This window comes from Pseudomonas oleovorans subsp. oleovorans (assembly GCF_002197815.1).
GTDB lineage: Bacteria > Pseudomonadota > Gammaproteobacteria > Pseudomonadales > Pseudomonadaceae > Aquipseudomonas > Aquipseudomonas oleovorans.
The window spans coordinates 39173-61473 of sequence record NZ_NIUB01000018.1 but is presented as its reverse complement, the minus strand read 5'-3'; the positions used below and the strand labels follow the sequence as shown (position 1 = coordinate 61473).

The 22301-nt window shown below is 62.5% G+C and carries 24 protein-coding genes, 1 tRNA gene, 2 pseudogenes and 1 riboswitch; of the genes and pseudogenes, 19 read left to right on the top strand and 8 right to left on the bottom strand.

Translation table 11 applies throughout. The features are described from left to right. Positions 1-245: 245 nt before the first annotated feature. The gene (locus PSOLE_RS12545) at positions 246-1385 is read left to right on the top strand and encodes a DUF5610 domain-containing protein (protein WP_074860586.1); all 1140 of its coding nucleotides are present in this window, start codon (positions 246-248) and stop codon (positions 1383-1385) included. A gap of 49 nt (positions 1386-1434) precedes the next feature. Then, positions 1435-1671: a glutaredoxin family protein gene (locus PSOLE_RS12540; RefSeq protein WP_003461739.1), complete on the top strand. Its 237-nt coding sequence runs from the start codon at positions 1435-1437 to the stop codon at positions 1669-1671. Between the two features lie 181 nt (positions 1672-1852). Here the strand turns inward: PSOLE_RS12540 and PSOLE_RS12535 are convergent, their stop codons facing one another. The 3 genes from PSOLE_RS12535 to PSOLE_RS12525 all read right to left on the bottom strand — a co-directional run bounded on the left by PSOLE_RS12535 (position 1853) and on the right by PSOLE_RS12525 (position 4551). Beyond that, on the bottom strand, positions 1853-2839 hold the full coding sequence (locus PSOLE_RS12535) for an LLM class oxidoreductase (protein WP_074860584.1): 987 nt from the start codon (positions 2837-2839) through the stop codon (positions 1853-1855). Positions 2840-2905: 66 nt separating this feature from the next. Further along, the gene (locus tag PSOLE_RS12530) at positions 2906-4030 is read right to left on the bottom strand and encodes an alkene reductase (protein WP_074860610.1); all 1125 of its coding nucleotides are present in this window, start codon (positions 4028-4030) and stop codon (positions 2906-2908) included. Between the two features lie 62 nt (positions 4031-4092). Next, positions 4093-4551, bottom strand: coding sequence for an aldehyde dehydrogenase family protein (locus PSOLE_RS12525; protein ID WP_003461735.1), 459 nt, complete (start codon positions 4549-4551; stop codon positions 4093-4095). A 332-nt stretch (positions 4552-4883) separates the two neighbouring features. On the opposite strand from PSOLE_RS12525, the pseudogene PSOLE_RS23715 reads away from it, so the two are divergent. Beyond that, a pseudogene (locus PSOLE_RS23715) lies at positions 4884-5120 on the top strand (IS66 family transposase); the annotation flags it as partial. 193 nt (positions 5121-5313) lie between these two features. On the opposite strand, the gene PSOLE_RS25145 reads toward PSOLE_RS23715, so the two are convergent. Beyond that, positions 5314-5622 carry a helix-turn-helix domain-containing protein gene (locus PSOLE_RS25145; RefSeq protein WP_373855184.1) on the bottom strand — a complete coding sequence of 103 codons (309 nt, stop codon included), beginning with the start codon at positions 5620-5622 and terminating at the stop codon, positions 5314-5316. A gap of 771 nt (positions 5623-6393) precedes the next feature. On the opposite strand from PSOLE_RS25145, the gene PSOLE_RS12510 reads away from it, so the two are divergent. Continuing rightward, complete coding sequence (locus tag PSOLE_RS12510; protein WP_007182542.1) at positions 6394-6696, top strand: putative quinol monooxygenase; 303 nt, start codon at positions 6394-6396, stop codon at positions 6694-6696. A gap of 357 nt (positions 6697-7053) precedes the next feature. On the opposite strand, the pseudogene PSOLE_RS12505 reads toward PSOLE_RS12510, so the two are convergent. From PSOLE_RS12505 to mobA, 4 genes and pseudogenes are all read right to left on the bottom strand, one after another. Continuing rightward, positions 7054-7626, bottom strand: a pseudogene (locus PSOLE_RS12505) (IS5 family transposase). 505 nt (positions 7627-8131) lie between these two features. Further along, positions 8132-8208 (bottom strand) — tRNA-Pro (locus tag PSOLE_RS12500). A 129-nt stretch (positions 8209-8337) separates the two neighbouring features. After that, entirely contained in the window at positions 8338-8559 is a 222-nt protein-coding gene (locus tag PSOLE_RS12495) for a YgdI/YgdR family lipoprotein (protein WP_003461730.1), read from the bottom strand. Positions 8560-8645: 86 nt separating this feature from the next. Then, the gene (mobA, locus tag PSOLE_RS12490) at positions 8646-9236 is read right to left on the bottom strand and encodes a molybdenum cofactor guanylyltransferase MobA (RefSeq protein ID WP_074858896.1); all 591 of its coding nucleotides are present in this window, start codon (positions 9234-9236) and stop codon (positions 8646-8648) included. Positions 9237-9304: 68 nt separating this feature from the next. Here mobA and moaB point away from each other — a divergent pair, with 68 nt between their 5' ends. The 15 genes from moaB to PSOLE_RS12415 all read left to right on the top strand — a co-directional run bounded on the left by moaB (position 9305) and on the right by PSOLE_RS12415 (position 22242). Next, positions 9305-9844: a molybdenum cofactor biosynthesis protein B gene (gene moaB, locus PSOLE_RS12485; RefSeq protein WP_045732987.1), complete on the top strand. Its 540-nt coding sequence runs from the start codon at positions 9305-9307 to the stop codon at positions 9842-9844. Next, positions 9841-11055, top strand: coding sequence for a molybdopterin molybdotransferase MoeA (locus PSOLE_RS12480; RefSeq protein WP_074858899.1), 1215 nt, complete (start codon positions 9841-9843; stop codon positions 11053-11055). The genes moaB and PSOLE_RS12480 overlap by 4 nt, the downstream gene beginning before the upstream one ends. A gap of 151 nt (positions 11056-11206) precedes the next feature. Further along, entirely contained in the window at positions 11207-11839 is a 633-nt protein-coding gene (locus PSOLE_RS12475) for a C40 family peptidase (protein ID WP_074858902.1), read from the top strand. Between the two features lie 85 nt (positions 11840-11924). Next, a complete protein-coding gene (locus PSOLE_RS12470) occupies positions 11925-12449 on the top strand; it encodes an NlpC/P60 family protein (RefSeq protein WP_003461723.1) in 525 nt (174 codons plus the stop codon). A 10-nt stretch (positions 12450-12459) separates the two neighbouring features. After that, entirely contained in the window at positions 12460-12780 is a 321-nt protein-coding gene (locus tag PSOLE_RS12465) for a hypothetical protein (RefSeq protein ID WP_039964784.1), read from the top strand. A 39-nt stretch (positions 12781-12819) separates the two neighbouring features. Next, positions 12820-12955, top strand: a riboswitch (cobalamin riboswitch). 435 nt (positions 12956-13390) lie between these two features. Then, positions 13391-14002, top strand: coding sequence for a cob(I)yrinic acid a,c-diamide adenosyltransferase (gene cobO, locus PSOLE_RS12460; protein ID WP_003461722.1), 612 nt, complete (start codon positions 13391-13393; stop codon positions 14000-14002). Beyond that, positions 14002-15294, top strand: coding sequence for a cobyrinate a,c-diamide synthase (locus PSOLE_RS12455; protein WP_003461721.1), 1293 nt, complete (start codon positions 14002-14004; stop codon positions 15292-15294). Before cobO ends, PSOLE_RS12455 begins: the two co-directional genes overlap by 1 nt. Further along, a complete protein-coding gene (gene bluB / locus PSOLE_RS12450) occupies positions 15291-15944 on the top strand; it encodes a 5,6-dimethylbenzimidazole synthase (RefSeq protein ID WP_003461719.1) in 654 nt (217 codons plus the stop codon). Before PSOLE_RS12455 ends, bluB begins: the two co-directional genes overlap by 4 nt. A gap of 3 nt (positions 15945-15947) precedes the next feature. After that, positions 15948-16856 (top strand): adenosylcobinamide-phosphate synthase CbiB, encoded by a 909-nt coding sequence (gene cbiB, locus PSOLE_RS12445; RefSeq protein WP_003461717.1) that lies wholly within the window; start codon positions 15948-15950, stop codon positions 16854-16856. Beyond that, complete coding sequence (gene cobD, locus PSOLE_RS12440; RefSeq protein WP_074858905.1) at positions 16849-17859, top strand: threonine-phosphate decarboxylase CobD; 1011 nt, start codon at positions 16849-16851, stop codon at positions 17857-17859. The genes cbiB and cobD overlap by 8 nt, the downstream gene beginning before the upstream one ends. Then, on the top strand, positions 17859-19310 hold the full coding sequence (locus tag PSOLE_RS12435; protein WP_074858908.1) for a cobyric acid synthase: 1452 nt from the start codon (positions 17859-17861) through the stop codon (positions 19308-19310). Before cobD ends, PSOLE_RS12435 begins: the two co-directional genes overlap by 1 nt. Positions 19311-19368: 58 nt before the next feature. Continuing rightward, positions 19369-19890 (top strand): bifunctional adenosylcobinamide kinase/adenosylcobinamide-phosphate guanylyltransferase, encoded by a 522-nt coding sequence (gene cobU / locus PSOLE_RS12430; RefSeq protein WP_074858911.1) that lies wholly within the window; start codon positions 19369-19371, stop codon positions 19888-19890. Then, positions 19887-20942 carry a nicotinate-nucleotide--dimethylbenzimidazole phosphoribosyltransferase gene (gene cobT / locus PSOLE_RS12425; protein ID WP_074858913.1) on the top strand — a complete coding sequence of 352 codons (1056 nt, stop codon included), beginning with the start codon at positions 19887-19889 and terminating at the stop codon, positions 20940-20942. Before cobU ends, cobT begins: the two co-directional genes overlap by 4 nt. Further along, on the top strand, positions 20942-21514 hold the full coding sequence (gene cobC, locus PSOLE_RS12420; RefSeq protein ID WP_074858916.1) for an alpha-ribazole phosphatase family protein: 573 nt from the start codon (positions 20942-20944) through the stop codon (positions 21512-21514). The genes cobT and cobC overlap by 1 nt, the downstream gene beginning before the upstream one ends. Continuing rightward, positions 21511-22242: an adenosylcobinamide-GDP ribazoletransferase gene (locus tag PSOLE_RS12415; RefSeq protein ID WP_074858919.1), complete on the top strand. Its 732-nt coding sequence runs from the start codon at positions 21511-21513 to the stop codon at positions 22240-22242. Before cobC ends, PSOLE_RS12415 begins: the two co-directional genes overlap by 4 nt. Positions 22243-22301 lie beyond the last annotated feature (59 nt).

Sequence of the window (22301 nt, the reverse complement as noted above, 5' to 3'; positions counted from 1 at the left end):
CATCTCGATAGCGAGTCGACTGTAAGACTTTAGTCTCGCGGGGCTTTGAGCGTGGCTGGAGCGTAGGTGAGGGCGGCCTCTAGATCGCGGTTAGCAGGGATTTTCTGGGTTTGGCCATCGAGCGGGAAAATCTCGTTCGAGCGCAAACGAGCTGAGAAAAGTCGACAACCGTTGGTCGATAAAGGTTAAAGCTTGCCTTTCAACGGCCGTTAAGTTCGGCAGATAACCTGTTTGGGTACCCCGTCATGAATCCTCTGAGCTCACTGAATTCGGCCGCTTCCCGCACTGCGCAAGCCAGCCAGGCTTTGGCGGCGCGCAGCAATGCCGTCGATGCCCAGGCCACCTTGGCCAATCGCCTCGCCGAGAAGCTCGGTGTGCCGTCGGGCTCGTTGTCTGGATCGCGTGATGAATACACCCCGGAGAAAGTGGCGGGGCGGATTCTGGGCTTCATCGAGCAGCGTCTGCAGAGCGAGGCGGCGGCTGGCGCTGATCCGGCCAAATTGGACAAGCTGCTGTCCCAGGCGCGCGATGGTGTCGAGAAGGGCTTTGCCGAGGCGCGCAAAATTCTCGATGGCATGGGCGTGCTCAAGGGGCAGGTGGCTAGCGATATGGACGATACCTACAAGCGTATTCAGGATGGCTTCGGCGATCTCGACAAACGCTTCGGCAGCGCTGCCCCGGGCGCCTCGGACAAGGTTGCGGTGGCCGGTTACAGCGAGCGTTTCAGTGCGTTGGCGGAGACCTTCGACCTGTCCGTCACGACCCGCGATGGTGATCGCCTGCGCATTTCCGTGGCACAGGCTTCGGCCAACTGGTCGCAGAGCAGTTTCGCCGCTTCCAGCGACGGTAAGTCCACCACTGTGGTGGGCAGTAGTCAGTCTGGCAGCATGCGCATCGGTGGCTGGCAGGTGGATGTCGAGGGTGAGTTGGACGACGACGAGATCAAGGCGTTGGAGAAGCTTTTCAGTCAGGTGCAGGATCTCTCCGACAAGTTCTACGCCGGTGATCTGGCAGGTGTCTTCGACCGTGCCATGGCGGTGGATATGGACGGTGAGCAACTGGCTTCGATGTCGCTGCGCCTGACGCAGACCAGCGTGCGTCAGGCCACCGATGCCTATGGCGCCGTGGCTGGGCAAGGCGCCAGTGCGGTCAATGCCGGGCTGCAGGAATATGCCCAGGGCCTGCTCGATGCGCTGCGCAGTGCCGGCGATCTGGCGCAGGATGCCGGCGGCATGCTCAAAGAGTTGCTCAAGGGCGGCTTCTCGCTCGATGAGCGCTTCGACCTGCCGCGCCTGGAAAAAGCCGACAGCCTCAACCGCAGCCTGCTCGACGGCTTGCAGTCGCTGCTCGCTGGCCAAGCGGGCAAGGGCGTTGACGCGAGCTGATCGACAGCTGGTGCTAAACTGCGCACCTTGCTGATAGTGAGGTGCGCTCATGACGCCTGAATGCCAACTTTTCGGAACCCTGGGCTGCCACCTTTGCGAGGTGGCCGAGGCGTTGCTCATGCCATTCGTCGAGAATGGTCTGCTGGTCGAGTTGATCGACATCGCCGAGCACGAAGGGATGGTCGAGCAGTACGGTTTGCGCATTCCGGTGCTGCGCCGCTGCGACAGTGGAAGCGAGCTGAACTGGCCATTCGATGCCGAGCAGGTGGTGGCTTTTCTGAGCTGAAAGGCGCTACCGACAAATCGAAGGCAATAAAAACCCGCCGACAGAGACAGGAATAGAACTTCTTTCGCAACCTACTGTTCTTACTTGGGTTTTTTATTTTTATAGTCCGGCTTCGCCATGATCTCTGCGCGCCAGCCAGTCGCAATGACTGGCTGGTTTGGACTGGAATCCTATTGTCCTGTCAGGTTGGACTATCGGGCACCTGCGCGCCGCCGAATTTAGGGACGATATGCTTGCCAAGCTCCTCGATAACCTCTGCTGCGGGGCGTTTACCATACTTGAGGTTCAGGATGACGTGATCTACACCGATTTCCTGAAGTGTATCCAGCAAGGCCAGAAGGTGGTTACGTCCCAGTCGGAATCCTAGATGGATAGGCGAGGGCGGCGTGGATGGGTGTTCGTCCAGGTCGATATACAGCGATTGCAAGAACGGCTTGTAGATAGCGCCACATTGTTTAGCCGTTTCCTGTCGCCAATCTTCCACGATCAGTCGCTGTATTTTTGGCGGACGTGGATAGTTGATCCATCCATGGCTTTCACGCGCGATCCAATCGAGCGACTGGCGGCTATGTCCGGTTACGAATAACGGTATTTCCCGAGTCGTAGGTTTGGGAACGAGATCAGCCCCCAGTAACTCGCCGTGACTCCAGCGAATGGGCTTGAAGTGTGTTCGATGGGCTTGGCGTATCACATTGAGGTTTTCTTGAAAGGTCTCGCCACGCTTTTCCGGATCAACGCTGAATGCGGGAAACTCCACAGGACGATCGCCAGAGGCAACTCCCAGGAGCAAACGACCTCCGCTCAACTGATCAATGCTCGCTGCGGCCTTTGCCGTGTGCAAGGGATTACGCAAGGTAAGGGCGATGGAGGCGGTGCCTAGTGCGATTTTTGTTGTATGGGCTGCGATGTAGCCCAGATACACCCAAGGATCGAAAACCTGGCCGACATCACCGAAGCTTGGGTCCCTGAGCGGGACGTCGCGAAACCAGAGCGCCGAAAAACCTAGTGCCTCTGCACGTTTGGCCAGCGCGACCTGATCCAGCATGCGCGGTGTGTCACCCTCGAAAGCCTCCAGGGGAAAGAACAGCCCAAGGCTTAGATGACCCTGTCTGAAGGTCCGTTTGAATCCCCTATGCTCTTGGTAGGGGATCGTGCTCGGTTGGTACATGTTTAACCTCCTCGGTCAGCAAACGCTGAGCCACGCCCCTGAGTTATGGGGTGTGGCTCTGAGCGCTTAGGGTTTGTAAGTCGGGTAGTCGGTGTAGCCCTTATCGGTACCGCCGTACATGCTGCTTGGATCAACTGGGTTAAGCGGCCAGTTGTTGGCGATACGAGCGGGCAGGTCGGGATTCGCAATGAAGGGGCGACCAAAAGCGATCAGGTCGCCCCAGCCAGCTTTTATCACGCGATTTGCTCGTTCAGCGGTGTACTTGCCGGCATAGATAATCTTGCCGCTGAAAGTCTTACGAACAGCTTCCCGGAACGTCTCAGGCAGCTCGGGTGCGTTGTCCCAATCGGCTTCGGCGAGCGACAGGTAGGCAATGCCCACTTCCTCGAGGATCTTCACTGCCTCGATGTAGGTTTGGTGAGGATCTTCTTCGACCAGGCCAAGGTAAACGCGGTCTTCGTCTGTGGTCGCGAACAGCGGAGCGAAGCGAACGCCAACGCGCTCCTTGCCGACCACACCAGCAACGGCGAGTGTGATTTCGCGCAGGAAACGAAGACGATTTTGCAGCGAACCGCCATATTCATCATCACGCTGGTTGGTATGGGCCGAAATGAACTGGTTTACCAGGTACCCGTTCGCGCAGTGAAGCTCCACCCCGTCAAAACCTGCGTCCAAAGCATTTCGGGCTGCTTGGGCGTAGAGCTCAACCAGTTCCTTTACCTCCTTGGTGGACAGGGCTCGTGGGGTCGAAGGGTCGGCCAGTGTACCCGTGCCGGGGCCAGTTTCGATGAACACCTTGACGTTGTCCGCGCGGATGGCTGATGGCGCGACGGGCGCTTCACCACCGGGTTGCAGCGATGTGTGCGACACGCGGCCTACATGCCAAAGTTGAGCAAAGATCACCCCCCCTTCGGCGTGAACAGCGTCGGTGACCTTACGCCAGCCTTGTATCTGTTCCGGGCTATGAATGCCGGGTGTCCAGGCATAACCCTGTCCTCGGGGTTCGATCTGTGTGCCCTCGGTCACCATGAAGCCAGCACCGCTGCGCTGACGGTAATAGGTGGCCATGAGATCGTTCGGAATGTTGCCAGGCTGGGAGCTACGCGAACGGGTCAGCGGTGGCAAAACGATTCGGTTCTTGAGGGTGTATGGGCCCAGCTGAGTGGTTTTGAAAAGTTCTGATTGTGTCATTTCGTTTACCTGCATATCTAAAATATTCGATGTTATAGGTCAAGAAACATGGATCAATGAGCTCAGAAGAGCCCGAGCGGTGCTTCGTTGAGGCTGACGTCGATGTTCTTCTTCTGGCTGTAGGCTTCACTGAGAGCGATGCTGAGAGTTTGCTCATCCAGCATGATCGCCTCATCCGATTGGCTGCGGGTTACGCCGGCGAAGTAGCGGAAGTGATCAATTGCCAGCGGGATGTCGACGGAGCGACTTTCACGAATGGGTTTACCTACATCAAGGGTTTCCAGAACGGCGAACCGATCGGCATCGGCTTCCAGCGGGTCGGCGATCTTCAACAATGCATTGGCGCGTTCTGCGGGTGAGGTGGTACGCCAGGCCGCGAAGGCGCGCTGTGCGGCCTGCAACGCGCGGTCGACGTCGGCAGCCGTGGCGTTTGGGATGTTGGTGAGAATTTTTCCGTTGGCGGGGTTGATGATGTCGAGGGTTTCACCGTATTCGTCCGAACGAAACCCACTGGTTGTCAATAAACAGGCCGTAGCTGCTGTCGGGAAGGTGATTCGGATGGGTATCGCTGGAATCTTTCATGGGGGCTTCCTGAGGTTTCTAGCGCGGGTTACGCGTTAAGGTTATTCGCAATATTCATATATTTCAATGTGTCGATATTTTTCCGACGCGTATGCATATTTCCACGCACTTGCAGCTCACTTCTGGATCAGTTGGGAAGGCATCTGCACCACCTAGTTCCAGGGTCGACTTCTTCAACGCCTTGCCAGCCTGCAATGATGGCGCCTACTCCTTCAGAGCCAGTCAGAGCGACGCCATGAAGGCTGCGCTCGCTTCCTGCGCGAGCTGCTGAGTGAAGGCCGTGGTCTACGACTTCAGTCCCAGCTGTGCCGGCGAGCATGCGCGCAATTTTCTTGGTCAGTGGAATGGCAAGCTGCTCTGCGATGACTTTGCTGGCAACCAAGCTGGTTTTGAGCAAGGCATCACTGAAATCGGCTGCGCGGAATCGAACCTGCGGCGAGCCTGCGTCCGCACGGTGGTTCAAACGGTGGGCTCGACGGCTGCGTCATTGTCGGCGGCGGGGCGGTGAGCCGCCGAATCGCCAAGGCACAGCGTTGTTCAATCAAGGTATTGATTTGCTCAACCACGACATTGCCAGCAAAACTTTGTCCGGGGTCAAACTGGAGCTTGCGCACCGTCGCTGGCAGTAGTTTTGCCAGGTCCAAATGCGCCGTTTGGCCTGCGCCAGTTTCGCGGTGGTCTCCAGCCGTTCATGCCTCTGGTCATCCGCCGCGTCGCAACTCCCTGACGCCCCGGCCCAGCTTGCGGCGCAACAGGGCTCGCAGGGTCGCCCCATCCGAATACCCGACCTGTGCGGCGACCTGATCGACGCTGGCGTTTCCGGTGCGCAAGAGATGGACGGCGTGCTCCACGCGCAGGTCCTGGAAATACGACAGTGGTGTCTTGCCCAAAACGCTTTGCAGCCGCCGCGCCAAGGTGCGCTCGCTTGTGCCTGCGGCGCTGGCAGCCTCCGCCAGCGAGAACCCCTGCGCGAGCCGACCTCTGGCCCAGCACTCGAAGCGCTCGACCATCGGGTCGGCATGCGCAAGGTGGTCGGGAATCACGAACTCGGCTTGCGAACTGCGTGTCTCGGCCAGCAGATAGCGTGCCACCAGGGCCGCCAGCGCCGGACTGCGCCCCCGGATGATGCGCAAGGCCAAGTCGACGTGGGCCAAAGCGGCACCCGCGGTGGTGAAGCGTGTCGAGTTCACGATCATGCGTGACTCGTCCAGCGTGACGTTCGGATAGCGCTGCCGAAACATCGGCCCCAGCCACCATGACGTCGTCGCACGATGCCCATCAAGCAGGCCACTCTCTGCAAGCAAGAAACTACCGGAGCAGGCGGCACCAAGGTGCGCGCCAGTGGTGGACCACTGCTGCAGCGCGGCGACCGCATCGGGCACGTCGGGGCGTGTGAGCCGAGCCGAGAGCGTGTCAGGCATCTTGTCACCAAACGCGGGCACGAGCACGACGTCTGGTTCCGGTACGCCACGCGCAGTGACCACGGGGACCGTCAAGCCTTGCGCAGTTCGGATGCGACGCCGCACGCCCACCAGCGTGAGCTCTATGTGCGCGGGAGCCTGTGGCAGCGAGCCCGACATCGCATTGGCCAAGCCCACTGTGTCAGTGAGCGCCGCAAGCCCCAGATCAAACACGCCATCACAAACAAGGATGTGGAGTTTCATGGCAATAATGATATCAATGTTGTCATTATTGCCTATAGAGATGTCTGTCATGAAGACTTAGGCTGCTGTCTCGTCGATCCCTTCACCCATTTTTCCATTTACCCCAAGGATTACAGCATGACCAAGCTCGCCCTGTTTGTTCGCCTCGAAGCTAAACCAGGCCAAGAGGCTGCGCTTGCCGACTTCCTGGCCAGTGCGCTGCCGCTCGCCAACGCCGAGTCCGGCACCACTGCCTGGTTCGCATTGAAGTTTGGCCCTTCGACGTTCGGTGTGTTCGATGCCTTTGCCGATGAGGCAGGTCGCCAGGCACATCTGAACGGCCAGATCGCCGCGGCCTTGATGGCCAACGCCGCGACCTTGCTCAGTTCTCCGCCCAATATCGAGAAGGTCGAACTGCTTGCAGCCAAACTGCCTGCATGACAACCCGGCCTTGACCAAATCAGCTCACTCTGCAGGATGGGGGGGCACGGCCCTACGCAGCGCCCCCCCCCCCCCTTCGATTGCAGTTACCCAGGGAGCTGCCTTCCACAGCGATTGGGGGGCAATATTGCAGCCAGAACTTCCAAGCTGCGTCAGCAAGCAGGGGTAACATCAGTGCTGGCTGAGATGTTCCGATTCGTCGGGTATTTATCGAGAAGTACCGACTGTTTGCAACGTGTCGTTACCGAGAGCCTCTGGGCGAGCCAGATTTCCGGCCCATTGAAAGTCCGCAGTCCGCAAGCGCGGATCCATCAAGCGGTTTGTTGGAAAATCAACGACCTAGGGTCTGTTGCCGTTTCACATAGGTAACCAGAGAAAGACACACACCATGGCCACGACGCTTTCGAATTTCTCTTGAGTTTGTCGAACCGAGATGCCACTGCCCGGTAGTGCTTTAGCCGGGCGAAGGCGTTCTCCACCAAGTGCCGGTTGCGGTAAAGACCTCTGTCCAGATCCGCGTTGCCTTTCACGGAGTTACGCTTTCTCGGGATCACGGCCTTGGCCCCTTGTTGCTCAACCTGCTGCCGAACTCTCTCGCTGTCATAGCCCTTGTCCGCGACAATGGTTTCTGCCTCCGGGAGCTTGGCAATCAATGCGGGAGCCTGGGTGCAATCATTGATTTGACCCCCCGTAATTTCAAACTCGATGGGCAGTCCATGAGCATCAACTGCCAGGTGAATCTTGCTGGTATTGCCAGCTCGACTTTTTCCTATGGCCTCATCGTTGCCACTGGCAGCGCCTGCACTGTGTTGGTGGGCCTTGGCATAGCTGCCATCAATGAACACCCATTCCATTGTTGTAGATGGCCTTGCGCAGCAGAATTTCCCGCAGCTTCGACCAATGCTCATCACTGAGCAATAATCGGGGCATTGTAAACTCGTATCGATGATGGATCAGAGCTTCAGCGGTACGAGTTTTCTCTTACTTATCAGTTGGTTAGTGAAAAAAACGGCAACAGCCCCTAACGATCGGGCAGCATACCAACGGGCATACCAAATCGGTAGAGATAGCTAGGGTCTGTTGCCGTTTCGACGCGAGCCGCGTTGCTGCGCCAAATTGCGCCACGCGAGGCGCGGGATGCAGGTAATGGTCGTTCCCTTGCCAAATCCCGCAACGACGCATGGCGCAATTTGCCGCGCAACCCGAAGGGACGGGCCAGTTTTTGCGTGGTACGTCGTTACTCGACGGCTCATTTGGGCGACCAAACTTCGCGTCTCGCGCCTAGCCCACGCAAAAACTGGCTCCGTTGCGGCCGTGCGCGAAACGGCAACAGACCCTAGGGATGGCATGAGACAAGCAGAAACAGAAAGCCCGGCGCTAGAGGCCGGGCTTTCTGGGGTTCCGAGGCATGTAGGAACATGTAGGAACAAGGGATTGGTCGGAGAGACAGGATTCGAACCTGCGACCTTCTCGTCCCGAACGAGACGCGCTACCAAGCTGCGCTACACTCCGAATGAGCCGTATTCTACCGAAAAACTTTTACTGCACAAGGGGTTAGCCTGAAAAAATCAGCAGGCCGATATCCCTTTCTGCTGCCGGGGCGAGCCCCGCTGTCCTTCAGCGGTGGCTCGGGCTCTCGCCTCAGAGTTCCTTGACGGTCTGCACCTGATCCTTGTTGATCGTGGCGCGCTTGCCGTCGAGTTGCTCGAATTCGTAGAAGCCGGATTCTTCATCGAACTGGGGTTTGTCTACCGTCTGTATTTCACGCCCGTCATTCAGGGTGATCACCGACGGCGTGGAACAGCCGGCCAGCACAGTGAAGCCGATTGCCATCAGCAGGGCGGGGATTATCCGTTTGGTCATGGTGTGTCTCCTTGGGTGCTAAAGAGGTGCTATACCCTCGCTCAGACGTGAAACTGTCGTATGAGTTCCGCGCAGGGCTTCTCGCTTCAGCAAGGCGATATGCCGTTCGCGAGCGTTTCCGGTGTGTTCAGGTTGGCCAGGCGGGGATCTTCCAGCGTGCAGTCGACGGCGATGGGGGCTAGGTTGTCGAACCAGCGTTGCGGGCTGCGTTCACCGGATTGCCAGGCGTGTTCCAGATCGTCTCTGAGCCCCGTGGGCAACAGGCAGAACAGTGGCTGCCAGTAGTTGCCCTGGCGGATCACCACCGGCCGGCTCCCCGCGTGGGCAAGCAGTGACTCGATCAGTGCACGGTCCACCAGGGGGGCGTCACAGGGCAGGACCAGCATTTGCTCATGGCGTGCCGAAGCCATGCCGGCGCGGATACCAGCCAGTGGGCCCTGAAAATCCTGATCTTCGTCGGTGACCAGTTGGTCGGCGTAGCGTGCATAGTGCTCCGTGTTGCGGTTGCAGGAGATGATCAGGTCGTCGCTCAAGGGTCTGGTCAGGTCATGCAGCCAGGCGATCAGTGGGCGGCCGCGCCAGTCCAGCAAGCCCTTGTCACGGCCACCCATGCGCTGGCCTCGGCCGCCGGAAAGCAGCAGCACCGAGCAGGGGGGTAGTGGGTTGGATACGGGCATGTGTGCAGTCTCCGAAGGCAGGCTGTGTGATATAACAGCGCCCATTCTCTCCCAATTGGATGCCTGCCATGAACCATAAGGCCGACGCGGTTTTCGTGCCGCTGAACATTGCCGTGCTGACCGTCAGCGACACGCGCACGCTGGAGACCGACACCTCGGGTCAATTGCTGGTCGACCGTCTGACCGCCGCCGGGCACCAACTGGCCGCTCGCGTTCTGCTCAAGGATGACCTCTACAAGATCCGCGCTCAGGTGGCGACCTGGATTGCCGAGGATCAGGTGCAGGTCGTGGTGATCACTGGCGGTACCGGGTTCACCGGGCGTGACAGCACGCCGGAAGCGGTCGCCTGCCTGCTGGACAAGCAGGTCGATGGTTTCGGCGAGTTGTTCCGGCAGATCTCTGTGGCCGATATCGGCACTTCTACCATCCAGTCGCGCGCGCTGGCCGGTCTGGCCAACGGCACCCTGGTGTGCTGCCTGCCGGGCTCGACCAACGCCTGCCGCACTGCCTGGGACGGCATCCTCGGTGAGCAACTGGATGCGCGCCATCGTCCCTGCAACTTCGTGCCGCATCTGAAGCAGGTGGGCGCCTGCGAGACGCGCGGATGAGTGGTTGCGATCATCCCGGACTGTTGCCTATGGAGGCGGCGCTGGAGCGCCTGCTGGCTTTGGCAGAGGCGGCGCCCATCGAGCAGAACGAGCTGGTTGGGCTGGCCGAGGCTGATGGTCGTGTGCTGGCCGAGCCGCTGATCGCGGCGCTGGATCTGCCGCCCTGGGCCAACAGCGCCATGGACGGTTACGCCCTGCGCCTGGCCGATTGCAGTGGCCAGGCGTTGCCGATTAGCCAGCGCATCCAGGCGGGCACCGCGCCCACACCGCTGGAGCACGGAACCTGCGCGCGCATCTTCACTGGTGCGCCGCTACCGGAAGGTGCCGACACCGTCGAGATGCAGGAAAACGTTGAGCTGGATGAGGCAGGGCGCGTGCATTTCCGCGAGCCGCTGAAAGTCGGGCAGAACGTACGGGCTCAAGGCCAGGAAACCCGCAGCGGCGAATGCGTGCTGCCGGCCGGTACCCGCCTGGGGCCAATCGAGCTGGGGCTGGCAGCCTCTCTTGGCGCCGCACGGCTGTCGGTGCGTCGGCGCCTGCGCGTTGCCGTGCTGTCCACCGGCGATGAGCTGGTCGAGCCGGGGCAGGCGCTTGGGCCGGGGCAGATCTACAACAGCAATCGCCGTCTGCTGATTGCCTGGTTGCAACGGCTGGGCTGCAGTGTGGTGGATGCGGGCATATTGCCTGATGACCTGCAACGCACCCGCGCAGCGCTGGGCGCCCTGGGCGAGGTCGATCTGATTCTCTCCACGGGTGGCGTTTCGGTGGGGGAGGCGGATTTTCTCGGCATAGCCCTGCGCGAGGCGGGCGAACTGGCGCTGTGGAAATTGGCGATCAAGCCAGGTAAACCGCTGACCTTCGGCCACTATCAGGGCGTTCCGGTAATAGGTTTGCCGGGCAACCCGGCCTCGACACTGGTCACCTTCGGACTGCTGGCGCGTCCTTACATGTTGCGTCGTCTTGGGGTGCAGCGGGTCGAACCACTGGGCTTCGCGGTGCCGGCAGGTTTTACCTGGGCTAAGCCGGGTATGCGCCGTGAGTACCTGCGCGCGCGTCTGGAGCATGGGCGCGTGGTGCCCTATGCCAATCAGAGTTCCGGCGTTTTGCGCAGCGCCGCCTGGGCCGAAGGGCTGGCCGAGGTCATGGAAGGCAGTACGCTGGCCGAGGGAGATATGCTGCGTTTCATTCCGCTCAGCGAGATTCTCGGCTAGGTTTCCGAGTCGCCCGACCATGCAGATGGTTGGGCGCTTTAGATGAAATGGCGAGACCACTGAGTCACAATTCTGTCGATAGAATTTGCAAATTAGCGTTATAGAAGGCATAGTCGCGGACTTGTTAAATTCACTCGACACGGTCGTGCCCATGCTAAAACGCTTCGCACCCCTCGTGCCTATTGCACTCACAGTCTTTCTCGCTGCCTGTGCCGGCCATGCGCCGCAGACGCAACCGCAGCAACCGATCAGCGATGCAGCAGTCGAACCTGTGACTCGCCTGATGATCGAGCAGGATGAACCTGCCGATGATGAGATCAACGCGCTGATCGACGATCAACCCTATGAAATGCCGCAACTGGCCGACAGCCTGCTCGATCTCGGGCGTTCGCTGATCGGTACCCGTTATCGCTACGGCGGTAGCTCGGTACAGTCAGGTTTTGATTGCAGCGGTTTTATCGGCTACCTGTTCCGCGAGGAAGTCGGCCTGGAACTGCCGCGTTCCACGCGTGAGCTGATCAACCTCGATGCGCCGAAGGTGGCGCGCGCCGATCTGGAACCGGGTGATCTGATCCTGTTCAATGATCGTGGTCGTGGTCGCGTCAGTCATGCCGGCATCTACCTGGGTGATGATCAGTTCATCCACTCCAGCAGCAGCCGCAGCGGTGGTGTGCGCATCGATAGCCTGGATGACAGTTACTGGAATCGCAGCTACCTGCAAGCCAAGCGCGTACTGGCGCTGGCGCCAGTGGACGATCAAGTCGCAGCCAGGCGTCATCCCTGATGTTTCACGGCGTAACCCCAGGGTTGCGCCGTTCGTCGTGTCTCGGGCAGAGTAGGGCGCATTCAGGCTCAGGATCGCCTCGCTTATGCCCGTCACGACCCGTGTCGCTGTAATTTCTCTTGTTCTGCTACTGAGTGCCTGTAGCAGTCGCGCCCCTTCTCCTCAGCCTGCCTACACGCCGCCAATTGCTTCTTCGTCCTATCAGGGCGGTGCCGAAGATGTGCTGTTTCGCGCGCTTGGCCTGGTTGGAACACCCTATCGCTACGGTGGTAATACACCGGATGGCGGTTTCGACTGCAGTGGCCTGATCGGCTATGTCTATCGTGATGCCGCTGGCATCAGCCTGCCGCGTTCTACTCGTGAGCTGAGTGCGATGCGTACGCCAGATGTTCGTCGTGACGCCCTGCAAAGTGGTGATCTGGTGTTCTTCGCCACCAATGGCGGGCGCACTGTCAGTCATGCCGGTATCTATGTGGGGGATGGGCGTTTCGTGCATGCGCCGTCCAGTGGTGGCACGGTTCGTCTGGACAGCCTCGACAACGTCTACTGGCAGCGTGTCTATCTCGACGCCAAGCGTGTTATCACTCCAGAGCTCGCTCGCAACCCCTGAGCTTTCGTTTATGGCCGACCCCATTCGCCTGCCGCCTCAACCTGAGGCCTGCGAGTTTTGTGCACGGCCTGTGGCCTTGACCCGCCATCACCTGATTCCCAAGTCACTACACGACAAGGCTTACGTACAGAGGCGGTATCCTCGTCAGGAACGAATTACCGCCACGCTGTGGCTCTGCCGTGCTTGTCATAACCAGATCCACCGGCTGTTCAGTGAAAAGGAGCTGGCGCTGACCTTCAACAGTCGCGAGGCCTTGTTGGGAGATGAGCGCCTGCGTACCTTCGTCGAGTGGCTGGCGAGCAAACCGCCAGGTTTCACACCCAGGCATTGAGTGGCGTTGGCGTTGACGCGCAGGGCTGCCAGCCTCTACCCTGCGCGCCTTGCTTCAGGTGCCCCGAGTCGCTGTGAGTGGCGGCCAAGGGGTGAAACAGGGAAGCCGGTTCCAATGCCGGCGCTGCCCCCGCAACGGTAGGTGAGTCAAACGCTGCTTAAGCAGACCGTGTGAAAACGTAGCGAGCGAAGGTCAGGCAAGGCAAAAACAGGCGAAAAATGGTCGGAGTCGCGCTCGACTTTACGAGCTGTAAATGAGCATTTTGATCGGACTCGCGCACGAGACTGTTTTTAACGCCGCATGGCCGAGCGCAGTAGTTTTCACGCAGTCTGCAAAGCCACTGTGCTATGCACGGGAAGGCGCGGCGTCGAACCCATGGTTCGCTCACAAGCCCGGAGACCGGCCTGTCGCAGTTTCACGGCATCGCGGAGGGCGCTGTCCGGCTAACGCTCCGGTTTGACCGGGGTGTTCGTGTTTTTTCGTCTTCCGCTCGCCTGACCAGCCATTGGCGCCTGGATGAGTGCGTGCGGATCATCGCGATTCTTCCTCATTGCCGTTCGTACTGTTCGATGAACAGGCGGCGCGGGTGCCTGACGTACAGGAGCACAGCATGAGCGAGTCCACCGAGCGCGATGCCCGCCACAAGGCGCGCATGCAGCGCAAGAAAGCCCTGATCGACGAGAAGATCGCCCAGGCCCAGGACCAATACGGCCTGTTGCTGGTGCACAGCGGCAATGGCAAGGGCAAGAGCAGCAGCGCCTTCGGCATGGTCGCGCGTGCCCTCGGTCATGGCCTCAAGGTCGGCGTGGTGCAGTTCATCAAGGGCGCGGCCAGCACTGGTGAAGAAACCTTCTTCCGCCGTTTCCCCGAGGAAGTCAGCTATCACGTGATGGGTGAAGGCTTCACCTGGGAAACCCAGGATCGTCAGCGCGACATCGCCAAGGCGCAGGCAGCCTGGGCGGTCGCCCGGCGTCTGCTCAGTGACGAAACCGTCGGCCTGGTGGTGCTGGACGAGCTGAACATCGCACTCAAGCACGGCTATCTCGAACTGGAGCCGGTGCTGGCCGATATCGAGGCGCGGCCGCTGTTGCAGCACGTGGTGGTGACCGGCCGTGGCGCGTTGCCGGGGATGATCGAGGCGGCTGACACGGTCACCGAGATGAGCCTGGTCAAGCATGCGTTCAAGTCCGGGGTGAAGGCGCAGAAGGGCATCGAATTTTGATGGAAGCACGTCACTGCCCGGCGCTGCTGATTGCTGCGCCGGCTTCGGGTCAGGGTAAGACCACCGTCACCGCCGCGCTGGCGCGCCTGCATACGCGTCAAGGGCGTCGGGTGCGGGTGTTCAAGTGCGGCCCGGACTTTCTCGATCCGATGATCCATGCCCGTGCCAGCGGCGCGCCGGTGTACCAGCTCGACCTGGCCATGGTGGGTGAGGCGGAGAGCCGCCGGCTGTTGTGGCAGGCCGCGGGCGAGGCCGATCTGATCCTGATCGAAGGGGTCATGGGTTTGTTCGACGGCAAACCGTCGGCGGCCGATTTGGCCCGTCACTTCGGCGTGCCGGTGCTGGGCGTGATCGACGGTGCGGCCATGGCCCAGACCTTTGGCGCCCTGGCTCATGGCCTGGCCACCTTCCAGCCGGATCTGCCGTTTGCCGGAGTGCTCGGCAACCGCGTCGCCAGTACGCGCCATGGCGATATTCTGCGCGATGCCTTGCCATCGACCATTCGCTGGTTCGGCGCCTTGCCGCGCAGTGCCGCGGTGGAGTTGCCGAGTCGGCATCTGGGCCTGGTGCAGGCAGCTGAGCTGGCCGATCTGGATGCACGCCTGGACGCCGCCGCCGATGCCTTGGCGGCCAGCGCCGATGTCGATCTACCGCCGGCGGTGAGCTTCGCTGCGCCGCAGATCGACGAACCTGCGCCCTTGCTCAACGGTGTGCGCATCGGTGTGGCGTGCGATGCCGCGTTCGCCTTCCTTTATCAGGCCAATCTCGACCTGCTGCAGGCACTGGGGGCTGAGCTGCGCTATTTCTCGCCGCTGACCGATCAAGCGCTGCCGGACGTGGACAGTCTCTACTTGCCTGGCGGTTATCCCGAGCTGTACCTGGCAGAGCTGGAGGGCAATCAGGCCATGGCTACGGCGATCCGTGCCCATCACCAGGCCGGCAAGCCACTGCTCGCCGAGTGTGGCGGCATGCTCTATTTGCTCGATGAGCTGCGCGACAAGCAGGGCGGCAGTGGCCGCATGCTTGGCCTGCTCAGCGGCAGTGCGGCTTTGCAGCCACGGCTGACGGCACTGGCCCTGCAGGAAGTGACACTGCCGGAAGGCGAGTTGCGCGGCCACAGTTACCACCACTCGCGCCTGGAGAGTCCATTGCAGCCTCTGACGCTCGGCCGCTGCCCGAACGGCAAGCCGGTGGCCGAGGCGGTGTATCGTTTGGGGCGACTGACGGCCAGCTATATCCACTTCTATCTGCCGTCCAATCCGGAGGCGGCCGCTGCGCTGCTGCGTCCATGAGCGAGCATGCCTTCACTCCAGCAGAGCGTGCGGCGGTGTACCGCGCCATCGCCGAGCGCCGCGACATGCGCCACTTCGTTGGCGGACAGGTGCCTGCCGAGGTGTTGGCGCGACTGCTCGAAGCGGCGCACCATGCGCCCAGCGTCGGCCTGATGCAGCCGTGGCGCTTTCTTCGTATCAGCGATCCGCAATTGCGTGAGGCGGCCCATGCGTTGGTGGAGGCGGAGCGCGTTCGCACCGCCGAAGCCCTGGGCGAGCGTTCGGATGAGTTCATGCGGCTCAAGGTCGAAGGCATCCGCGATTGCGCCGAGCTGCTGGCGGTGGCGCTGATGGAGGGGCGCGAGGCGCATGTCTTCGGGCGACGCACGTTGCCGGAAATGGATATGGCTTCGGTGGCCTGCGCCATTCAGAATCTGTGGCTGGCCGCGCGGGCCGAAGGGCTGGGCCTGGGCTGGGTGTCGTTGTTCGACCCCGAGGCGCTGGCCGGGCTGCTGGACATGCCGGCTGGCAGCAAGCCGGTGGCGCTGCTGTGCCTGGGGCCGGTGCACGCCTTCTACGAGAAACCGATGCTGGTGGAAGAGGGCTGGGCCACGCCCCGGCCGCTGTCCGAATTGCTGTTCGAGAATCGATGGGGATCCTCTGGTGAGTGAACGATGAGCCTGGCGCTGATCACCTGTGCCGGCGTGGCGCTGGATGCCGTGCTGGGCGAGCCACGCCGCGCGCATCCGCTGGTCGCCTTCGGCCGCCTGGCCGGGCGCCTGGAGCAGCGTTTCAATCCCGCTGGTGGTGGCTGGCGCAGCCATGGCGTGACGGCCTGGTGCCTGGCAGTGCTGCCGCTGACCTTCATCACCTGGCTGCTGGTGCAGGTCAGCTCGTTTGGCTGGGCGGTGGAGATCTTCGCCCTGTACTTCGCCCTTGGCCTGCGCAGCCTGTATGAGCACGCACAGCCGGTGGCCCGCGCGCTGCGTCTGGGCGACCTGGCCCTGGCGCGCGAGCGCGTCGGCTGGATGGTCAGCCGCAATACCGCCGAACTGGATGCCACCGGTGTGGCTCGCGCCGGCACCGAGTCGGTGCTGGAGAATGGCTCCGATGCGGTATTCGCCGCCTTGTTCTGGTTCATCGTCGCCGGTGCCCCCGGCGTCGTGCTGTACCGCCTGAGCAATACCCTCGACGCCATGTGGGGTTACCGCAACGAACGCTTCGAGCGCTTTGGCTGGGCGGCGGCGAAGATCGATGACCTGCTCAATTACATCCCGGCGCGCCTGGTGGCGCTGACCTATGCACTGCTTGGGCGTACGGCTCTGGCGCTGCGCTGCTGGCGTAGGCAGGCACCCTTGTGGGACAGTCCCAATGCCGGCCCGGTAATGGCGTCTGGCGCAGGCAGTTTGGGTGTAAGCCTGGGCGGCGCGGCGGAGTATCACGGCGAGCGGCATGAGCGCCCGCAACTGGGCGAAGGCCCGCCGCCGCAGGCACGGGATATCGAGCGGGCAATGAATCGGGTCGTCGCTGGCGTGGGTTTGTGGTTGGTGATTCTGACGCTGTGGGAGGTTTGGGTTGCTTGAGCATGGAGGTCGACTGCGCGCCGCCGCGCAGCGCTACGGCATCCCCCTGGAGGACTGGCTGGATCTGTCCACCGGTGTCGCGCCCTACGGCTGGGATCTGCCGGTTGTACCGGGGGCTGCCTGGGCGCGCCTGCCTGAGGCGGATGACGGCCTGGAGCAGGCGGCGCGCGACTACTACGGCGCCGTCAGCCTGCTGCCGGTAGCCGGTTCGCAAGCGGCGATCCAGACTCTGCCACGTCTGCGCCGCAATGCCAGCGTCGGCATCATCGCGCCCACTTACGCCGAGCACGCCGCGGCCTGGCGTCGTGAAGGCCATCGTGTCACCAAACTCAGTGAGGGTTCGGTGCATCGCGCGCTGCCGCACCTGGATGTGTTGCTGGTGGTCAACCCGAACAATCCGACCGGCCGCCTGATCGAGCCGGCGCGCCTGCTCGACTGGCACAATGAACTGGCCGAGCGCGGCGGCTGGCTGGTGGTCGACGAAGCCTTCATCGATTGCACGCCGGAGCACAGCCTGGCCGCCTACAGCGACATGCCGGGGCTGATCGTGCTGCGCTCGTTCGGCAAGTTCTTCGGCCTGGCCGGTCTGCGTCTGGGCTTTGTCCTGGCCGCACAGGCCTTGCTGGATGAGCTGGAGGCGCTGCTCGGGCCCTGGGCCGTCAGCGGCCCGGCGCGCAGCGTGGCGCTCAGCTTGTTGGTCGATGGTGAGGGGCAGCGCCGCCAGCGTGAGCGCCTGCTGGCTGACGGCGAGCGCCTCAAGGCGCTGCTGCGTGACTGTGGCTTGCCGTCGACCGGTGGCTCATCGCTGTTCCAGTTCTGCTGCACCCGTCGCGCCGTGCCCTGCGCCGAGCTGCTGGCGCGGCGCGGCATTCTGGTGCGGCTGTTCGCCGAGCTGGACAGCCTGCGCTTCGGCCTGCCGGCCGACGAATGTGGCTGGTTGCGTCTGGAGCAGGGGCTGCTTGAGTGCGCGCCGATGCTGGCGAACCTCGAGGAAACGCCCTGATGCCGACCTTGATGGTGCAGGGCACCACCTCCGACGCCGGCAAGAGCACGCTGGTGACGGCACTGTGCCGCTGGGCGCGGCGCCAGGGCATTTCCGTGGCACCGTTCAAACCACAGAACATGGCACTCAATTCCGCCGTGACCGCCGACGGCGGCGAGATCGGCCGCGCGCAGGCGGTGCAGGCACAGGCCGCCGGCCTGGAGCCGCACACCGACATGAACCCGGTGCTGCTCAAGCCCAACAGCGACATGGGTGCCCAGGTGATCATCCACGGTCGCGCCATCGGCAACATGCAGGCGCTGACCTATCACGGCTACAAGCCGGTGGCCATGGCAGCGGTACTGGAATCCCATGCACGGTTGCTGGAGCGCCATGAACTGGTGCTGGTCGAAGGCGCCGGCTCGCCCGCCGAGATCAACCTGCGCGCCGGCGACATCGCCAACATGGGCTTCGCCGAAGCGGTGGATTGCCCGGTGATTCTGATTGCCGATATCGACAAGGGCGGCGTGTTCGCCCATCTGGTCGGCACCCTGGAACTACTCAGCCCGAGCGAGCAGGCGCGTGTCCAGGGCTTCGTGATCAATCGCTTTCGGGGTGACATTGCGTTGCTCAAACCGGGGTTGGACTGGCTCGAGCAGCGTACCGGCAAGCCGGTGCTCGGCGTGCTGCCGTATCTGATGGATTTCCACCTGGAAGCCGAAGACGCCGTCGATACCCGCCAGCAGGCCAAGGACGAACAGGCCTTGCGCGTGGTGGTGCCAGTATTACCGCGCATCAGCAACCACACCGATTTCGATCCGTTGCGCCTGCACCCACAGGTGCAGCTGACCTTCGTCGGGCCGGGGCAAGCCATTCCCCCGGCGGATCTGATCATCCTGCCCGGCTCCAAGAGCGTGCGCGCCGATCTCGCACGGCTGCGCGAGCAGGGCTGGGACGCCGCCATTGCCCGCCACCTGCGATACGGCGGCAAGGTTCTGGGTATTTGTGGCGGCCTGCAGATGCTCGGCCGGCAGATTCACGACCCGCATGGCCTGGAAGGCGCTGCCGGCAGCAGCGAGGGCCTCGGCCTGCTGGATTTCGAGACGCTGCTTGAGCCGGAAAAACAGCTGCGTAACGTCCGCGGTCGGCTGTGCCTGGAGCAGGCTGATGTCAGCGGCTACGAGATTCATGCCGGCGTCAGTCGTGGTCCGGGCCTCAACGGCGCCGTGCAACTCGATGACGGCCGCAGTGACGGGGGCCTCAGCGCCGATGGGCAGGTGCTTGCTACTTACTTGCATGGCCTGTTCGAGCAACCCTCGGCGCTCGCCGTGTTGTTGCGCTGGGCCGGGCTGCGTGAGGTGCAGACGGTGGATTACCAGGCGCTGCGCGAGCGCGATATCGAACGCCTGGCCGATCAGGTGGAATTGCACCTGGATACCGAAAAACTCAAGGCGCTTTGCGGCCTGGGGTAGGGCGCGCGGCAGCCGCAGGTTTTGAAATGGTGCGCACAGCGCACCCTACGGAGTGAAGATGCTTGAATTGATCCTCGGCGGTGCTCGTTCCGGCAAGAGCCGGCTGGCCGAGAAGCTGGCCGACGAGTCCGGGTTGGAGGTCGTCTACATTGCCACCAGCCAGCCGCTCGATGGCGAGATGAATGCGCGCGTCGCTCAGCATCGCGCGCGTCGCCCGGCGCACTGGGCGTTGGTCGAGGAGCCGCTGGCGCTGGCCCGTGTGCTGCGCGAACAGGCTGCGCCCGGTCGTTGCCTGTTGGTGGACTGCCTGACCCTGTGGCTGACCAATCTACTGATGCTGGAGGATTCGGCGCGGCTTGAGGCTGAGCGCGAGCTGTTGCTCGGTTGTGTGGATGGGTTGCCAGGACGCATCCTGTTGGTCAGCAACGAAACCGGGCTGGGCGTGGTGCCGCTGGGCGAGCTGACTCGCCGTTATGTCGATGAGGCCGGCTGGCTGCACCAGGCGCTGGCCGAGCGCAGCCAGCGTGTGCTGTTCACCGTGGCCGGGCTGCCCATGGTGCTCAAGGGGGATGCGTTATGAGTCTGCAATGGTGGCAAGGGCCGTGTCAGCCGCTCGATCATGTTGCAAGGGCCAAGGCCGAAACGCGGCAACAGCAGTTGACCAAACCCACGGGTTCGCTCGGCCGCTTGGAAGCACTGGCTATTCACTTGGCAGCGCTGCAGGGGCGCGAGCGGCCGAGCCTGGACAAGCTGTGGATCGCCATCTTTGCCGGTGACCATGGCGTGGTGGCCGAGGGCATTTCCGCCTATCCGCAAGCGGTGACGGGGCAGATGCTGGCCAACTTCGTCACTGGCGGTGCGGCGATCAGTGTGCTCGCGCGTCAGTTGGATGCGGCGCTCGAGGTGATCGACCTGGGTACTGCCGCACCCTTGCCGCCGCTGCCAGGCGTGCGTCATCTGCAGGTCGGTGCCGGTACGCAGAACTTCGCCCGTGATCCGGCCATGACCCTGGCCCAGGCGATGATTTGCCTGGAAGCTGGCCGCGACAGCATCCAACGCGCGCGTGCCGTTGGTTGTGATCTGTTCGTCGGTGGCGAGATGGGCATCGGCAATACCACTGCGGCGGCAGCGCTGGCCTGCTGGCTGTTGGATTGCCCGGCGAGCGAACTGGCAGGGCCCGGTACTGGATTGGATGGCGCGGGTGTGGCGCACAAGGCGCGGGTGATCGATGCCGCGTTGGCCCTGCACCGGGCGCAGATCGACGGGCCATTGCAGGCGCTGATCCACCTGGGCGGATTTGAGATCGCTGCACTCACCGGCGCCTACCTGGCCGCCGCGCAGCAAGGCATGGCGGTATTGGTCGATGGCTTTATCTGCAGCGTTGCGGCCTTGCTCGCCGTGCGCCTGAACCCTGGCTGCCGCGACTGGCTGCTGTTTGCCCATCACGGTGCCGAGCCCGGTCATGTGCGTGTGCTGCAGGCGCTGGAAGCGGAGCCGCTACTGGAGCTGGGCTTGCGTCTGGGTGAAGGCAGTGGTGCTGCATTGGCCGTGCCGTTGCTGCGCCTGGCCTGCGCCCTGCACGGACAGATGGCGACCTTCGCCGAAGCGGCCGTCGCCGAAAGGCCGAGCTGATGCTGCATCTGGAATTGCTGCGTCACGGTGAAACCGAGCTGGGCGGTGGGCTGCGTGGCAGCCTGGATGATGCGCTGACCGAGCAGGGCTGGGCGCAACTGCGCGCAGCGGTGCAGGGCGCCGGCCCCTGGGATCGCCTGATCAGCTCGCCACTGCAGCGCTGCGCGCGTTTTGCCGAGGAAGTCGCGCTGGCCAATGCCTTGCCGCTGCACTTCGAGGCGGATCTGCAAGAGCTGCATTTCGGTGATTGGGAAGGGCGCACTGCTGCCCAGCTGATGGACAGCGATGCTGAGGCGCTGGGTCGCTTCTGGGCCGATCCCTATGCGTTCACGCCGCCTAATGGCGAGCCGTTGCTGCAGTTCGAGGCGCGTGTGCTGGCTGCCTTGCGGCGCTTGCAGCAGCGCCACACGGGAGAGCGGCTGCTGCTGATCACTCACGGCGGTGTGATGCGCCTGCTATTGGCGCGTGCGCGCGGCCTGCCACGTCAGGATCTGCTGCAGGTCAACGTCGGCTATGCCCAGCGTTTTCGTCTGCGCCTGGATGCCGATGGGCAACTGGCGGAGTTGCCATGATCGCGTTGCTGATCGCCTTGCAGTTCCTCACTCGTCTGCCGGTCAGCCTGCCGGGCATGCCGACCCCCGAGCAGGTGGGGCGCTCGCTGCTTTGGTACCCGTTAGTGGGGCTGCTGCTCGGTCTGCTGCTGTGGGGCGCCCATCTGTTGTTGGGGCCGACACCGGCGTTATTGCAGGCGGCGATCATTCTGGCGCTGTGGGTGGGGTTGAGCGGCGGTCTGCATCTGGACGGCCTGGCCGATACCGCTGATGCCTGGGTCGGCGGTTTCGGTGATCGCGAGCGCACTCTGACGATCATGAAGGACCCGCGCAGCGGCCCTATCGCCGTGGTGGTGCTGGTGCTGCTGTTACTGCTCAAGTTCGCCACATTGTTCACGCTCCTGCAGGCCGGGCACGGCATCTACCTGTTGCTGCTGCCCTGGCTGGGGCGCAGCCTGTTGCCGTTGCTGCTGGCAACCACGCCCTACGTGCGGGCCGGTGGGCTGGGTCAGGCCCTGGTCGATCATCTGCCGCGCGGGCAACTGCCCTGGGTGCTGGGCGTGCATCTACTGGGCATGCTGCTGTTCGGCTGGGCGGGGCTGCTGGCGTTGACCACGGCATTGCTGCTGTTCGTCTGGCTGCGTCGCGCGTTGCTGCTACGCCTGGGCGGCACCACCGGAGATACCGCCGGTGCACTGGTCGAGCTGGCCGAGTGCGCCGTGCTCCTGACGCTGGCCCTGAGTCTCTGACCTCAACTGTTATGGCGAGGCGGTGGGCAACTGTATGAGTGCCCATCGCTGATGCGGGT